Here is a 15,223-nt window from a genome sequence, read left to right as displayed (position 1 = left end):
GAGGACGAGCCGATCACTCGTCCGTCATGGTCACGTGCACGCCGCCGACGAGGGCCGCCACGATGTTGTAGAGGAACGCGCCGATGGTCGCCAGGGCGGTCATGAGGAAGACGTCGACCACCGCGATGAGCGTCGCGCCGGAGATCACGCGCTGGAACTCGACGTACTGCAGGATGTCGGGGTTGCCCTCCGCGCCGGTGATCTGGGTGACCAGCGCGTCCACCTTGGTGAACACCTCGAGCCCGTTCAGGGTGAACCAGATGACGGCCGCGGCGACGACGATCATCACGCCGATCGCGACCGACAGGAGGAACGACAGCTTCATCACGGACCACGGGTCCACGCGCGAGATGGCGAGCCGGACGCGGCGCGGGGCGCCGTGCGGACCGACGGTCGGGATGCGACCCGTGCTCGGCCGCGCGCCCGTGAGGTTGTCAGCCGCCGGCCGGGGGGCCGTGGCGGTGGCTGCCGGGGTGGTCGTCATCGTCGGTTCCTTGGTACGGGGACGGGTGGCCGCGGCGAACGCGGCGGACGTGGCGACGCCCGCCTTCCTCAACCAGACGGTGGCGGTGTCCACCGCCACCATCATCGGTGACGGCGGGTCGTGCTCGTCGCCGACTCCGGCGGCGGACGTGTCACGATCCTGTGGAGATGTCGCGGCGGGCGGGCGCTCGGTGTCCGTCCGCGGTCCCGCCGGGGCGCGCGGCGGCGCGACGGTGGGCACCGAGTAGGACGTCGACCCGTTGCTGCCGGACGGCACGTGGGTCGAGGCGTCGTCCGGCCCGGAGCCGTTCCACGCGGTCGTCGACCCCGCGCGCGGTACGGACGTCGTCTGGCGACCGGCTGTCGTCGGCGTCGTCGGGCGCTTGCGCGGCGGGATCGAGGGGGGCGTGGAATCGGTCATGCGTCCTCCGCGGACTGGTCGGTCACGGCCTGGTCGGCGGGCGTCTCCGCGTCACCGGCCACCTCGGTGGGGTCCGACGTGGCATCCGAACCGAGGGAAACCAGGCCATTCTCAGCGCCCACCGTACCCGGCTCCTCCGCCAGGTGTCGCTCAGTGTTGCGCGCGACCGCGATGATCCGGTCCCCGTTGTCGGGCTTGGCGAAGATGACGCCCTGCGTGGTGCGGCCCGTGGCGTGCACCTCCGCGGTGGCGGACCGCACGATCTTGCCGCGCTCCATGATGACGAGCACCTCGTCCTCGGGGTCGACCACCAGAGCGCCGACGAGGTCGCCGTTGGCCTCCGGCAGGTTGGCCACCTTGATGCCCAGGCCGCCGCGGCCCTGCTGCCGGTAGTTCTCCACCGTGAGCGCGGTGCGCTTGGCGATGCCGCCCTCGGTGACGGTGAACAGGAACGCGTCCTCGCGCACGACGTCCATGGCGAGCAGCTGGTCGTCGGCCCGGAACTTCATGCCGGTGACGCCCGAGGTGGCCCGGCCCATCGGACGCAGCGACTCGTCCGAGGCAGTGAAGCGCACCGACTGCCCCTTGCGGGAGACCAGGATCAGGTCCTCGTGGGAGTCGACCAAGCGGGCCGAGACAAGCTCGTCGGGCAGGCCGTCCTCGTCCTCGCGCAGGTTGATGGCGATGACGCCGCCGGAGCGGTTGGAGTCGTACTCCGACAGGCGGGTCTTCTTCACCAGGCCGCGCTGCGTGGCCAGGACCAGGTACTCCACGGTGGTGTAGTCGCGGATGTCGAGCACCTGCGCGATCTTCTCGCCCGGCTGGAACGCCAGCAGGTTGGCCACGTGCTGACCCTTGGCGTCACGGCCGCCCTCCGGCAGCTCGTACGCCTTGGCCCGGTAGACGCGTCCGAGGTTGGTGAAGAAGAGCAGCCAGTGGTGGGTCGTCGTGACGAAGAAGTGGTCGACCAGGTCGTCCTCGCGCAGCTGTGCGCCGCGGACGCCCTTGCCGCCGCGCCGCTGGGCCCGGTAGTTGTCCGACCGTGTCCGCTTGGCATAGCCGCCGCGGGTGATGGTGACGACCATCTCCTCCTCGGCGATGAGGTCCTCCACGCTGACGTCACCGTCGAACGGCAGGATCGTCGTGCGCCGCTCGTCGCCGTACTTGGCGACGATCTCGCCCAGCTCCTCGGAGACGATGTCGCGCTGGCGCAGCTCGGACTCGAGGATCTGCCGGTACTCCAGGATCTCGGCCTCAAGCTTGGCGTACCGCTCGAGGATCTCCTGGCGCTGCAGCGCCGCCAGCCGGCGCAGCTGCAGGTTGAGGATCGCGTTCGCCTGGAGCTCGTCGATCTCGAGCATGGCCATCAGGCCCGCGCGCGCCTCGTCCGCGTCGGGGGAGCGACGGATGAGGGCGATGACCTCGTCGAGCGCGTCGAGCGCCTTGAGGTACCCGCGGTAGATGTGGATGTCGGCCTCGGCCTCGCGCAGCTTGAACGCCGTGCGGCGGACGACGACCTCGAGCTGGTGGGTGACCCAGTGGCGGACGAACGCGTCGATGCTCAGCGTGCGCGGGACCTCGTCGACGAGCGCGAGCATGTTGGCGCCGAAGGTGTCCTGCAGCTGGGTGTGCTTGTAGAGGTTGTTGAGCACGACCTTCGCGACCGCGTCGCGCTTGAGCACGATCACCAGGCGCTGGCCAGCGCGGCCCGAGGTCTCGTCGCGCATGTCCGCGATGCCGGTCACCTTGTTCTCGCGGACCAGGTCCGCGATCTTCTTGGCCAGCGTGTCCGGGTTCACCTGGTACGGCAGCTCGGTGACGACGAGGCAGATCCGGCCCTGGATCTCCTCGACCTCGACCACCGCGCGCATCGTGATGGAGCCACGGCCGGTGCGGTACGCCTCCTCGATGCCCCGGTGCCCGAGGATCGTCGCGCCGGTGGGGAAGTCGGGACCCTTGATCCGCAGCAGGAGGGCCTCGAGGAGCTCCTCGCGCGTCGCGTCCGGGTGGTCGAGGTGCCACTGGACACCCTCGGCGACCTCGCGCAGGTTGTGCGGCGGGATGTTGGTCGCCATGCCGACCGCGATGCCTGCCGAGCCGTTGACCAGCAGGTTGGGGAACCGCGACGGCAGGACCGTGGGCTCCTGCGTGCGGCCGTCGTAGTTGTCCTGGAAGTCGACGGTGTCCTTGTCGATGTCCCGGACCATCTCCATGGACAGGGGAGCCATCTTGCACTCGGTGTACCGCGGGGCGGCGGCCGGGTCGTCGCCCGGGGAGCCGAAGTTGCCCTGGCCGGAGACCAGCGGGTAGCGCAGCGACCAGTCCTGGACCAGCCGGACCAGGGCGTCGTAGATCGACGTGTCACCGTGCGGGTGGTACTTGCCCATGACGTCGCCGACCACGCGCGAGCACTTGGAGAACTGGCGGTCGGGACGGTAGCCGCCGTCGTACATCGCGTAGAGGACGCGGCGGTGCACCGGCTTGAGGCCGTCGCGCACGTCCGGCAGGGCACGGCCGACGATGACGGACATGGCGTAGTCGAGGTACGACCGCTGCATCTCCAGCTGCAGGTCGACCTGCTCGATGTTGCCGTGCTCGATCTCGTTGCCGGTGATCTCGCTCAAGGTGGTTCCTTACTTCGGTTGCGTACGTGGGTGTGGGCCGGACGTCACCGATCAGACGTCGAGGAACCGCACGTCCTTCGCGTTGCGCTGGATGAACGAGCGGCGGGACTCGACGTCCTCGCCCATGAGGACCGAGAAGATCTCGTCGGCCGCGGCGGCCTCGTCGAGCGTGACCTGCAGGAGGGTCCGGTGCTCGGGCGACATGGTGGTCTCCCACAGCTCCTGGTAGTCCATCTCTCCCAGGCCCTTGTAGCGCTGCACCGAGTTGTCCTTGGGCAGCCGCTTGCCGGCCGCCTGCCCGTCGGTGATCAGGGCGTCCCGCTCGCGGTCCGAGTACACGTAGTCGTGGTCGGCGTTCGCCCACTTGATCCGGTACAGCGGCGGCTGCGCCAGGTAGACGTGGCCGTGGGTGATGAGGTTCGGCATGTAGCGGAACAGGAGCGTGAGGAGCAGGGTCCGGATGTGCTGACCGTCGACGTCGGCGTCGGCCATGATCACGATCTTGTGGTACCGCAGCTTCTCGATGTCGAAGTCCTCGCCGATGCCGGTGCCGAACGCCGTGATCAGCGCCTGGACCTCCTGGTTGCCCAGGGCCCGGTCCAGCCGGGCACGCTCGACGTTGAGGATCTTGCCGCGGATGGGCAGGATCGCCTGCGTGCGGGGGTTGCGACCGCGGACGGCCGAGCCGCCGGCCGAGTCACCCTCGACGATGAAGACCTCGCACTCCTCGGCCCGGTTCGACTGGCAGTCCCGGAGCTTGCCCGGCATGCCGCCGGACTCGAGCAGGCCCTTGCGACGGGTGGCCTCGCGGGCCTTCCGGGCCGCCATGCGCGCGGCCGACGCCTGGATCGACTTGCGGATGACGTCCCGTGCCTCGTTCGGGTGCGAGTCCAGCCAGTCGCCCAGCTGGTCGTTGACCACGCGCTGCACGAACGTCTTGGCCTCGGTGTTGCCCAGCTTCGTCTTCGTCTGGCCCTCGAACTGCGGCTCGCCCAGCTTGATGGAGATGACCGCGGTGAGGCCCTCCCGGATGTCGTCCCCGGTGAGGTTCTCGTCCTTGTCCTTGAGGAGGCCCTTGTCCCGCGCGTAGCGGTTGATCAGCGAGGTCATCGCGGCACGGAAGCCCTCCTCGTGCGTGCCGCCCTCGGTGGTCGAGATGGTGTTGGCGTACGTGTGCACCGACTCGGAGTACGCGTTGGTCCACTGCATGGCGATCTCGACGGCGATCCGGCGCTCAGTGTCCTCGGACTCGAAGTCGATGATCTCCGGGTGGACGACCTCCACCTTCTTCGCGCCGTTGAGGTGCTTGACGTAGTCGACCAGGCCGTCGTCGTACTTGTACGTCACGGTGCGGAACGGAGCGGCGTCACCCTCCGGCACCTCAGCCTCGCCGGTGACCTCGTCGCCGGTGTCCAGGTGCTCCGGGCGCTCGTCGGTGAGCGTGATCTGCAGGCCCTTGTTGAGGAACGCGTACTGCTGGAAGCGCGCACGCAGCGTCTCGAAGTCGAACTCGGTGGTCTCGAAGATGGCCGGGTCCGCCCAGAACGTCTGCATCGTGCCGGTCTCGTCGGTCGGCTCGCCCTTGTGCAGCTCACCCAGCGGCTTGCCGCCGTCGGAGAAGTTCTGCTGCCACACGAATCCGTCGCGCTTGACCACGGTCTCCACGCGCGTGGACAGCGCGTTGACCACGGAGATGCCGACGCCGTGCAGCCCGCCGGAGACCGCGTAGCCCGCGCCGCCGAACTTGCCGCCGGCGTGCAGGATCGTCATGACGACCTCGACGGTCGGCCGACCCTCGGTCGGGTGGATCGCCACGGGGATGCCGCGGCCGTTGTCCACCACGCGCACGCCGCCGTCGGGCAGGAGCGTGATCTCGATGTGGTCGCAGTAGCCGGCCAGCGCCTCGTCGACCGAGTTGTCGACCACCTCGGTGACCAGGTGGTGCAGGCCGCGCGCTCCCGTGGAGCCGATGTACATGCCGGGGCGCTTGCGCACTGCCTCGAGGCCCTCGAGCACCGTGATCGCGGAGGCGTCGTACCCGCCGTTTCCGCTCTTGAGAGTGGTGGACGGGGTGGTGCTCTGCTCAGCCACGGGCGGTGGTGCTCCTCAAGCTCTCACACGCGACGGAGCGCGCCGACCGGACTTCGCCGGGGCGGATCACTCCATGACGCTGGAGTTCCGGGCACAGATGCGCCAGGAATGACCTTCACAGTCTACCTGGTGGAACGGCCGGGACCCCCTTTTCCCACAGGAGTCGCCCGTCAGCGGAACGTGTCGCGCTCCCCGCGCCCCGGGACCCGCTTCGGACCGGTCTTGAACCGGGGCCCGCCCGGGTTCAGCACGGTGATCTCCAGGACGATCCCGTCGCCCAGGTCCGCCGCGAAGCGGCCGAGCATGGCGGGTGCCAGGAACTTCAGCTGGGTCGCCCACGACGTCGAGTGGGCGCGGAGCGTGAGTGCCCCGCCCTCGAACGACACGTACTCGCAGTGCTCGGCCACCTGCGGCCCCACCAGCTCCGACCACCGGTGCTTGATGACCCCCGCCACCTGGTCCGACGTGCCACCCAGCTGGTCGAGCAGACCACTGACCGTCGAGCCGATGAGCTGCGGGTCCCGCGCCCCCGGACCGGCCGTCCCCATCTGTACCTGGACCAACGGTCGCCGCCGCGCCGGGTCGCCGGGCCGGAACCCGCGCTTCGCCGCCGCCGCCTTCGCCCGGCCGAGCGCACCGAGCGCCACCTGCCGCGGCGGGGTCAGGTCGACGAGGTCCCGCAACGGGATGCCGTCAGGCGCCTTGGTGGGCGGGAACAGGCCACCGTCAGAGGACACGCGCCACCTCGCCACCCATGACGTCCACCCGCGCACCCGCCAGCGGCTCCGGCACGTCGTCGGCCACAGCGGCGGTGATGAGCACCTGCCGAGCGGGGGCGACGAGCTCGGCCAGGCGGTCGCGCCGCCGGGTGTCCAGCTCCGCGAACACGTCGTCCAGGATCAGGACCGGCTCGCCGTCAGGACCCCAGTCGCCGCCGACGCCCTCGTCACCGCGCGTGAGCAGCTCGTACGACGCCAGCCGGAGCGCGAGAGCGAACGACCAGGACTCCCCGTGGCTCGCGTAGCCCTTGGCCGGCAGGCCACCGAGCGTGAGCACCAGGTCGTCGCGGTGCGGTCCCACCAGGCTGACCCCGCGCTCGATCTCCTTGCTGCGCAGCCGGCCCATCGCCTCGAGCAGCTGCGCCTCGACCAGCTCGACGGCAGCGGTGTCGTCGTCGATCTCCAGCACCGCGTCCAGGGACGCCTTGTACGTGACGATCGCGTCGCCCTGGCCCGCGCTGACCTGCGCGTACGCGCGCTCGATGTGCGGTGCGAGCGACCGGACCAGGCTGCGCCGGGCGACCATGATCTGCGCGCCGGTCTGCGCCAGCTTCGCGTCCCACACGTCCAGCGTGCGCAGGTCGGCACCCGCACCCCGCCGCGCGACCGCCGCCGACTTCAGCAACGCCGACCGCTGCCGCAGCACCCGGTCGTAGTCCGCGATCGTGCCGGCCACCCGTGGGGTCAGCTGCACCAGCAGGTCGTCGAGGAACCGCCGCCGGCCGTCCGGGTCGCCCTTGACCAGCGACAGGTCCTCCGGCGCGAAGAGGACGGTGCGCAGGATGCCGAGAACCTCGCGGGCCCGGGTGGGCGAGCCGCCGTTCACGCGCGCGCGGTTCGCCTTGCCCGGCGTGACCTCGATCTCGACGAGCGTGGAGCGTGGGTGCCCCGGCTCCAGCTCGCGCACCACCTTCGTGCGCACGACCGCCCGGGTGGCACCCGCGCGGACGAGCGCCGCGTCCGTGGGCACCCGGTGGCTGCCCAGCGTCGCCACATAGCCCAGAGCCTCGACCAGGTTGGTCTTGCCCTGGCCGTTCGGTCCGACGAGCGCGGTGATGCCGGGTTCCAGCGGGAGCTCGACCTGCGCGTACGAGCGGAAGTCCGTCAGGGACAGGTGGGCGGCGTACATCGTGCGGTCAGCCGGACTGTGTCGGCGGGGTGCCCGTCACCGGTCCCGTGGTCCCCGCCGGCTTGACCGCGTGGCCCCCGAACTGCTGGCGCAGCGCGGCGACGGCCTTCATGGCCGGAGACTCCTCCTGGCGCGAGGCGAAGCGGGCGAACAGCGACGCGGAGATCACCGGCGCGGGCACGGCGAGGTCGATCGCCTCGTCGACGGTCCACCGGCCCTCGCCCGAGTCCTCCACCCAGTCGTCGATCTCGCCCAGACCCGGGTCCTGCTCGAGCGCCTTGACCAGCAGCTCCAGCAGCCAGGACCGCACGACGGTGCCACGCTGCCACGCCCTCATGGTGCCGTGCACGTCGGTGACCAGGTCTTTCGCGGCGAGCAGCTCGTAGCCCTCGGCGTACGCCTGCATGAGCCCGTACTCGATGCCGTTGTGCACCATCTTGGCGAAGTGGCCGGCGCCGACCGTGCCGGCGTGGACGAAGCCCTCGTCGCGCGGACCCTCGGGACGCAGCGCGTCGAACACCGGCATGACCTTGGCGACGACGGCCGCATCGCCCCCGATCATCAGGCCGTACCCGTTCTCGAGGCCCCAGACACCACCCGAGACGCCGGCGTCGAGGAAGTCGACACCCTTCTCCGCCAGGACGTCCGCGTGGAGCTTGTCGTCCTGGTAGTACGAGTTGCCGCCGTCGATGAGGATGTCGCCGGTGGTGAGCAGGCCCGCGAGGTCGCGGACCACGGCGTCGGTGATCTCCCCCGACGGCACCATGACCCAGACGATGCGCTCACCCGCGGGCAGCGCCTCGACCAACGCCTCGAGGGACGGCACGTCGGTGACGTCCGGGTTCCTGTCGTACCCCGTGACGTCGATGCCCGCGGCGCGGATGCGCGTCCGCATGTTCGCGCCCATCTTGCCCAGACCGACCAGACCGATGTGCATGGCGTGTGCCTCTCTCGCGTCGCGACCGGGTCTCACTCTGCCGCAGGACGCGGCGGTGCGCCGATCAGCTGGCGAAGCGGATGGGCACCAGCAGGTAGCGGTACTCGGGGTTGTCCTCGCCGTCCAGCGTCTCCTGGCCGGTGAACTCCACCGGCTTGTTCGGGTGCGTGAACGACAGCCGGACGAACGTGGTGGTCAGCGCGCCGAGCCCGTCGAGCAGGAACTGCGGGTTGAACGCCACCGAGATGTCCTCGCCGACCAGCGTGGCCTCGAGCGCCTCGGAGGCCTGGGCGTCGTCGCCCTGTCCGGCGTCGAGGACGACCTGGCCCTCGCTGAACGACAGCCGGATCGGGGTGTTGCGCTCCGCCACCAGGCTCACGCGCTTGGCGGCGTCCGCCAGGGCGTGGGTGTTGACGACCGCGTGGATCGGCGTCTCGTCGGGGAAGAGCCGGCGCACGGCGGGGTAGTCGCCGTCGACCAGGAGGCTGGTGGTCTGCCGGCCGGCGGCCTCGAAGCCGATCATGTCGACGCCCGACCCGGTGGACAGCGCCACGGTGACGGAGCCGGCGTTGCCGAGCGACTTGGCGGCGTCGGACAGGGTGCGCGCGCGGACCAGGGCGACCGTGGAGATGTCCGGGGAGGACGGCTTCCACGTCAGCTCCCGCAGCGCGAGGCGGTAGCGGTCGGTGGCCAGCAGGGTCACCTTCTCGCCCTCGATCTCGACGCGCACGCCGGTGAGCAGCGGCAACGTGTCGTCCCGGCTGGCAGCGACGGACACCTGAGCCACCGCGTGGGTGAGCTCGTCGCCGTCGACCGTGCCCGTGGTGGGGGGCATCACCGGGAGGTTCGGGTAGTCCTCCACCGGCATCGTCAGGAGCGTGAACCGGCTGGCGCCACAGGTGACGACGACCTTGGTGCCCTCGAGCACCACGTCGACCGGCTTGTCCGGCAGGGAGCGGGAGATCTCCGCGAGCAGACGGCCCGAGACCAGCACCGTGCCGGCCTCGCTGACGTCCGCGGGGATCTGCGACCGCGCCGAGACCTCGTAGTCGAAGCTCGAGAGCTGGACCGTGCCCGTGGTGTCGGCCTCGAGCCGGACACCCGCCAGGACGGGGACGGGCGGTCGTGTGGGCAGGCTGCGTGCCGTCCATGTGACAGCGTCCGCGAGAACGTCACGGTCGACCCGGAACCTCATGCCTCACCTCTCGTCGAGCTGGCCTGGCCGGCGTGCGTCACGGGTGTGGGGACATCCGGGCAGGCAGGCAACACGCGAACACTACGCGAGGGATCCGACGCTCGGTACGGGCACGTGGATGACATGACTCCCGTGGCTGTCCGCTCCCTCTGGCGGTGTGTGGATCCCCCTCAGAGAGATGTCTAGTCATCGTCATCGGTGCTGTGCACTGTGTGGATCATCGGTGTCCGTGCAGGTCACCCCGTGATCGGCCTGTGCATGTGACCTGTGGGTCGATCCGGACACCTCGTGGACGGCGGTGGACGGCGGCGGGTGGGTGGTTCTCCGTCCACCGAGAGAGGGTGTCTCGTCCACACCGACACGCGGGGTCGTCCACCGTCGTCCACAGGTGAGTGCACAGGTGTGGAGATTCGTCCCATGCATGTCTCATCCTGGGGGTGAAGGTTCGCGTCAAGGGCCTTGGAACGTTTCGACCATGAGAGTCGTCTCATCGCGATGGGCCTGTGGGAACGCGCACATTGCCCGAAGTTTGTCCGCTTTGCAGGGTTGTCGCAGGTCAGCTCGGTTGCGGGCGCCTGCTGGGGACTCGATGGGCCAGACGGGTGAACCACGTCACAAGCATCAACAGGTCCCTGTGGACAGCTGTGGATAACTACGGGGAGAAGGCCCGGCAGAACGGGCTTTTCAGCCCCGGTTCTGCTGCTTGATCCGGTTGGTGAGCTCCGTCACCTGGTTGTAGATCGACCGGCGCTCGGCCATGAGCTCGCGGATCTTGCGGTTGGCGTGCATGACCGTGGTGTGGTCGCGCCCGCCGAAGGCCTGACCGATCTTCGGCAGCGACAGGTCGGTGAGCTCGCGGCACAGGTACATCGCGATCTGGCGGGCCGTGACGAGCACCCGGGAGCGGCTGGAGCCGCACAGGTCGTCGATGCTCAGGCCGAAGTACGCGGCGGTCTGCCCGATCACCTGCGTGGCCGTGATCTCCGTCGTCTGGTCGTCGGTGATGAGGTCCTTGAGGACGATCTCCGCGAGCGACAGGTCCACCTGCTGGCGATTGAGGTTGGCGAACGCCGTGACGCGGATCAGCGCACCCTCGAGCTCGCGGATGTTGGTGGAGATCTTGCTCGCGATGTACTCGAGGACGTCCGGCGGTGCCTGCAGGCGCTCGCTGCCGGCCTTCTTGCGCAGGATCGCGATGCGCGTCTCGAGGTCCGGCGGCTGCACGTCGGTGATCAGGCCCCACTCGAACCGCGACCGCATCCGGTCCTCGAAGCCGTTGAGCTGCTTGGGCGGCAGGTCGGAGGTGATCACGACCTGCTTGTTGGCGTTGTGCAGGGTGTTGAACGTGTGGAAGAACTCCTCCATCGTCTGTTCCTTGCCCTGCAGGAACTGGATGTCGTCGATGAGGAGCACGTCGACCTCGCGGTACCGCCGCTGGAACGCGCCGGCCTTGCCCTCGCTGATCGAGTTGATGAAGTCGTTGGTGAACTCCTCGGAGTTCACGTACCGCACGCGCACGCTGGGATACAGGTTCTGCGCGTAGTGACCGATCGCGTGCAGCAGGTGCGTCTTGCCCAGACCGGAGTCGCCGTAGATGAACAACGGGTTGTACGCCTTGGCCGGGGCTTCGGCGACCGCCACGGCCGCGGCGTGCGCGAACCGGTTCGAGCTGCCGATGACGAAGGTCTCGAAGAGGTACTTGGGGTTCAGGCGGGCCGGCTCGGCCGGCATGCGGCGGTTCGGCGCCGGCGGTCGGTCGTCGTTGCGCCCGCCGTAGCGGCGTTCCCGGACGTCGTCGCGAGAGCTCGGCTCGTCGTCGTCGTCCGTGACCAGCGACAGGTCCGGCCGTGCGTCGCGACGGGCGTCGGCCTCGTCCGCGGCGCGCTCGTCCCGGGACGGGCTGTACGGCTCGTGGCGCTGCTCGGGGCTCGACCCGACCACACGCAGGGCCGGCGGGGCGTCCTCGGCCAGCTCGGGGTCGACCGTGATGGCGAAACGAGCCTCACGGTCGAGGGCGGTGCTCAGCGCGGCGGTGACCTCGCCGCGCACGCGGGACTCCAGGTAGTCCTTGGTCAGGTCGTTGCCCACAGCGAGCAGGAGAGTGCCGTCGAGGAGCCCCAGCGGACGGGCCAGCCGGACGAACGCGATCTGTCGCGGCGTGATGTCCGGGCTCGACTCGAGGGTCGACACCACATGCCCCCAGACCCGGGAGAGCTCTTCGTCCTGTGACACGTGCTACCTCGGTTGTCTCGATCGCGTGGGTGGTCGAGTCTCGCACGGGCGGAGTTGTCCACATACTTGTCCACACCTGTGAGCGGATGGATACGCCGACGTCCTCGCGTTCCACGCGGCTTCCCCCGTCGTGGTCGCCGCGGTCGGCATCTGCCCACCGCAGCGTGGTCCACAGGCTGCGACCCCCTGGCGACGATGACCGATCGTAGTGGCAGGCGTCGGGAACGGGCAGTGCCCCAGCGGGTGAGGATTGGTTCGGCGCGTCGCGCGCATTTGACCGGCCAGTACGGCGGGAAGTACGGTATTGCAGCCTTCTCGATGGCTCCTCCCTGGCGCGCCCTGACGCCGCACGCATGCGATGTGCGTGTCCCGGAGCCTCGGACCGGCAGCCTGAACCTGGTCGCGCGGCACATGCGAGGCCCACCCGATGTAGTTGGAGACTCTCGTGACCAAGCGCACCTTCCAGCCGAACAACCGGCGCCGGGCCAAGACCCACGGCTTCCGCCTGCGCATGCGCACCCGCGCAGGCCGCGCGATCCTCGCGGCTCGTCGCCGCAAGGGCCGCGCGGAGCTCTCGGCCTGACACCAGCGTCGGTGCTGCCCGCCGCGCACCGGATGCGCCGTGCTGCCGACTTCGAGCAGGCGGTGCGCCGAGGCGCGCGCGGCGGACGGGACACCCTCGTGGTGCATCTGACGACCAGGACCGATCACTCGCCCACCGGGCCGGTGATCGGTCTTGTCGTGTCCAAGGCCGTGGGCACCGCAGTGACCCGCAACCTCGTCAAGCGACGGCTGCGGGAGCTGGTCCGGGCCCGGATGTCCTTGGTGCCGGCCGACGCGGGCATCGTGATCCGTGCACTTCCGGCCGCGGCGTCGCGGCCGTACGGACTTCTGGGTGCCGACCTCGACGCCGCGCTCGAGACGGCAGCCCGCCGCGCTCGCCGCCGGATCGAGGCTTAGTCATCCCATGACTAGTCGTTCGGTGGCGCGCGTGATCCTGCGCGCACCTGCGCGGCTGCTCCTGCTCGTGCTCAAGGGGTACCAGCGGTTCATCTCCCCGATGACACCGCCCACCTGCAAGTTCTACCCGTCGTGCTCGCAGTACGCGGTGATCGCCGTGCAGCGCCATGGCGCTGTCCGCGGCACGGCGCTCGCCGTCTGGCGTGTGCTGCGCTGCAACCCCTGGAACCTGGGTGGTGTGGACGACGTTCCACCAGCACGACCCGTCCACCACCATCTCGACGTGGCCTCGCCCACACACTGATCCCCCGAGGAGTTCTCCCCGATGAGCTGGTTCGACGGTCTGCTCAAACCGATCATGGTCGTCGTGGCCTGGATCATGGTCCAGTTCCACTCGCTGCTCACCGCCATCGGGCTCGACCCCGAGAGCGGTGCTGCGTGGGGCCTGTCCATCGTCGGCCTCGTCATCGTGATCCGGATCCTGCTGATCCCGCTGTTCTTCCGGCAGATCAAGGCGTCCCGCGGCATGCAGCTGCTGGCGCCAGAGATGCAGGCGATCCAGAAGAAGTACAAGGGCAAGTCGGACCCCGCCTCCCGTGAGGCGATGAGCCGCGAGACGATGGCGCTCTACCGCGAGCACGGGACCAACCCGTTCGCCTCGTGCCTGCCGATCCTGCTGCAGTCCCCCATCTTCTTCGCGCTCTTCCGCGTGCTCATCGAGCTGCCGCGCATCGCCACCGGTGCCTACCCGCAGATCGGGCCGATGACGCCCGAGCTGGCCGACCAGGCCGAGAACGCCACGATCTTCGGCGCTCCCCTGTCCGGCACGTTCATGCAGGCCGGTGACAACTGGAACATCCGCATCGTCACCATCCTGCTCATCGTCGCGATGTCGGCCACCACCTTCCTCACGCAGCGCCAGCTGACCATGAAGAACATGCCGCCGGCCGCACTGCAGGGCCCGATGGCCCAGCAGCAGAAGGTGCTGCTCTACGTGCTGCCGCTGATCTTCGCGTTCTCCGGCGTGAACTTCCCCATCGGTGTCCTCATCTACTGGACCACCACCAACCTGTGGTCGATGGGCCAGCAGTTCTACACGATCCGGCGGATGCCGGCGCCCGGGTCGCAGGCCGAGCTGGCGATGAAGGAGCGCAAGGCCCGCAAGGCGAAGGCGCGCGGCGCCACCATCGAGGAGGCTCCCCCGACGCTGCTCATCGAGGAGAAGCCCCGCGGGCAGCGCGAGCAGCCGAAGCGCAAGGACCGCGTGAAGCCGCGCGTGCCCGGGGATGACACCGCCGACGCGCCGCCGGTGGCGGGGAAGCCGTCCACCCCTGCTGCGAAGCCGACCACTGCTTCCGCGAAGTCGGGCACGCCTGCGGCGAAGTCGGGCACGCCTGCCGCGAAGCCGGGCACGCCTGCTCGGAAGGGGACCGCCCCGTCGAAGCCGACGGCCGGCGGTAAGCCGGGCACCGCGAAGTCTGGCCCGGCCGCGAAGCCCCGTGCTGCCGGCAAGCCCCCGACGCCGTCCGCCGACAGCACCGACGGACCGGGTACGCCGAGCTCCGACGCACCCACCAAGCCACAGAACTAGCGCATCCGCGCGACGATGATCGGAGAAGAGAACTCCATGACTTCGACCCAGCCTGACGCCGCACCCACCGAGACCCCCAGCACCAAGCGCCTGGAGGAGGAGGGGGAGATCGCCGCTGACTACCTCGAGGAGCTGCTGGACATCGCCGACCTCGACGGTGACATCGACATCGACATCGACCACGGTCGTGCCGCGGTGGAGATCGTCTCGGAGGACCCGGCGGACCGCTCCCTCTCCCGCCTTGCCGGTCACGACGGCGAGGTTCTCGACGCACTCCAGGAGCTGACGCGGCTCGCCGTGCAGGCGAAGACCGGGGAGCGGAGCCGCCTCATGCTCGACGTCGCCGGGTACCGGGCGGGTCGCCGAGCCGAGCTGGTGGCCGTCGCTGCGGAGGCGATCGCACGTGCTAAGGAGTCCGGCGAGGCCGTCGCGCTCGATGCGATGAACCCGTTCGAGCGCAAGGTCGTGCACGATGCCGTGGCTGCTGCGGGGATGTCGAGCGACTCTGATGGTGTGGAGCCGAACCGGCACGTGGTGATCCGGCCGGCGTGAGGTGAGGCCGCTCCGCTCGCGGGGCGTGTGATGGTGGGGCGGGCCTTGCGGCTCGCCCCTCCTTCACGTTGTGGGTGGCACGCTCTTCATGATCACCGTTTCACGTGAAACAAGGCGTCCAGTCCGTTCCGCGCATGGCCACTCGCTCAACACGTGCTTCCCGGGTTTCACGTGGAACTGCCCGTCGCCGGGGCTGCTGACTGATGGCCTGAATGTCCCGATGGTGACG

13 protein-coding genes are annotated in these 15,223 nt (G+C 69.6%); 5 read left to right on the top strand and 8 right to left on the bottom strand.

Annotation, left to right across the window (positions count from 1 at the left end):
• Positions 1 to 13: 13 nt before the first annotated feature.
• The 8 genes from RYN42_RS01335 to dnaA all read right to left on the bottom strand — a co-directional run bounded on the left by RYN42_RS01335 (position 14) and on the right by dnaA (position 11,891).
• Positions 14 to 904 (bottom strand): DUF3566 domain-containing protein, encoded by an 891-nt coding sequence (locus RYN42_RS01335; RefSeq protein WP_315093066.1) that lies wholly within the window; start codon positions 902 to 904, stop codon positions 14 to 16.
• Positions 901 to 3,528 (bottom strand): DNA gyrase subunit A, encoded by a 2,628-nt coding sequence (gyrA, locus tag RYN42_RS01330; RefSeq protein WP_315093065.1) that lies wholly within the window; start codon positions 3,526 to 3,528, stop codon positions 901 to 903. Before gyrA ends, RYN42_RS01335 begins: the two co-directional genes overlap by 4 nt.
• A gap of 51 nt (positions 3,529 to 3,579) precedes the next feature.
• The gene (gene gyrB, locus RYN42_RS01325; RefSeq protein ID WP_315093063.1) at positions 3,580 to 5,619 is read right to left on the bottom strand and encodes a DNA topoisomerase (ATP-hydrolyzing) subunit B; all 2,040 of its coding nucleotides are present in this window, start codon (positions 5,617 to 5,619) and stop codon (positions 3,580 to 3,582) included.
• A 170-nt stretch (positions 5,620 to 5,789) separates the two neighbouring features.
• Positions 5,790 to 6,356 (bottom strand): DciA family protein, encoded by a 567-nt coding sequence (locus tag RYN42_RS01320; protein WP_315093062.1) that lies wholly within the window; start codon positions 6,354 to 6,356, stop codon positions 5,790 to 5,792.
• Positions 6,346 to 7,527 carry a DNA replication/repair protein RecF gene (gene recF, locus RYN42_RS01315; RefSeq protein ID WP_315093061.1) on the bottom strand — a complete coding sequence of 394 codons (1,182 nt, stop codon included), beginning with the start codon at positions 7,525 to 7,527 and terminating at the stop codon, positions 6,346 to 6,348. Before recF ends, RYN42_RS01320 begins: the two co-directional genes overlap by 11 nt.
• A 7-nt stretch (positions 7,528 to 7,534) precedes the next feature.
• Positions 7,535 to 8,500 (bottom strand): phosphogluconate dehydrogenase (NAD(+)-dependent, decarboxylating), encoded by a 966-nt coding sequence (gene gnd / locus RYN42_RS01310; protein ID WP_315093059.1) that lies wholly within the window; start codon positions 8,498 to 8,500, stop codon positions 7,535 to 7,537.
• A 28-nt stretch (positions 8,501 to 8,528) separates the two neighbouring features.
• Positions 8,529 to 9,659 carry a DNA polymerase III subunit beta gene (gene dnaN / locus RYN42_RS01305; protein WP_315093057.1) on the bottom strand — a complete coding sequence of 377 codons (1,131 nt, stop codon included), beginning with the start codon at positions 9,657 to 9,659 and terminating at the stop codon, positions 8,529 to 8,531.
• Positions 9,660 to 10,343: 684 nt separating this feature from the next.
• Positions 10,344 to 11,891 (bottom strand): chromosomal replication initiator protein DnaA, encoded by a 1,548-nt coding sequence (dnaA, locus tag RYN42_RS01300; protein ID WP_315093056.1) that lies wholly within the window; start codon positions 11,889 to 11,891, stop codon positions 10,344 to 10,346.
• 445 nt (positions 11,892 to 12,336) lie between these two features.
• On the opposite strand from dnaA, the gene rpmH reads away from it, so the two are divergent.
• From rpmH to RYN42_RS01275, 5 genes are read left to right on the top strand one after another with little or no spacing between them, the layout of a single operon-like run.
• A complete protein-coding gene (gene rpmH / locus RYN42_RS01295; protein ID WP_043601468.1) occupies positions 12,337 to 12,474 on the top strand; it encodes a 50S ribosomal protein L34 in 138 nt (45 codons plus the stop codon).
• A gap of 11 nt (positions 12,475 to 12,485) precedes the next feature.
• Positions 12,486 to 12,851: a ribonuclease P protein component gene (gene rnpA / locus RYN42_RS01290; RefSeq protein WP_315093051.1), complete on the top strand. Its 366-nt coding sequence runs from the start codon at positions 12,486 to 12,488 to the stop codon at positions 12,849 to 12,851.
• 7 nt (positions 12,852 to 12,858) lie between these two features.
• On the top strand, positions 12,859 to 13,155 hold the full coding sequence (gene yidD / locus RYN42_RS01285) for a membrane protein insertion efficiency factor YidD (protein WP_315093050.1): 297 nt from the start codon (positions 12,859 to 12,861) through the stop codon (positions 13,153 to 13,155).
• A gap of 21 nt (positions 13,156 to 13,176) precedes the next feature.
• On the top strand, positions 13,177 to 14,442 hold the full coding sequence (yidC, locus tag RYN42_RS01280; protein ID WP_315093049.1) for a membrane protein insertase YidC: 1,266 nt from the start codon (positions 13,177 to 13,179) through the stop codon (positions 14,440 to 14,442).
• Between the two features lie 36 nt (positions 14,443 to 14,478).
• Complete coding sequence (locus RYN42_RS01275) at positions 14,479 to 14,994, top strand: R3H domain-containing nucleic acid-binding protein (protein ID WP_315093048.1); 516 nt, start codon at positions 14,479 to 14,481, stop codon at positions 14,992 to 14,994.
• Positions 14,995 to 15,223: the final 229 nt, after the last annotated feature.

Origin of the sequence: uncultured Cellulomonas sp., from assembly GCF_963527515.1 — a bacterium.
GTDB lineage: Bacteria > Actinomycetota > Actinomycetes > Actinomycetales > Cellulomonadaceae > Cellulomonas.
This window is presented reverse-complemented; position numbering and strand designations above follow the sequence as displayed.

Coding starts and splice junctions, on each gene's coding strand:
- RYN42_RS01335 (WP_315093066.1), bottom strand. CDS start 904: ATGACCGATTCCACGCCCCCCTCGATCCCGCCGCGCAAGCGCCCGACG.
- recF (WP_315093061.1), bottom strand. CDS start 7,527: ATGTACGCCGCCCACCTGTCCCTGACGGACTTCCGCTCGTACGCGCAG.
- dnaN (WP_315093057.1), bottom strand. CDS start 9,659: ATGAGGTTCCGGGTCGACCGTGACGTTCTCGCGGACGCTGTCACATGG.
- yidD (WP_315093050.1), top strand. CDS start 12,859: ATGACTAGTCGTTCGGTGGCGCGCGTGATCCTGCGCGCACCTGCGCGG.
- yidC (WP_315093049.1), top strand. CDS start 13,177: ATGAGCTGGTTCGACGGTCTGCTCAAACCGATCATGGTCGTCGTGGCC.
- RYN42_RS01275 (WP_315093048.1), top strand. CDS start 14,479: ATGACTTCGACCCAGCCTGACGCCGCACCCACCGAGACCCCCAGCACC.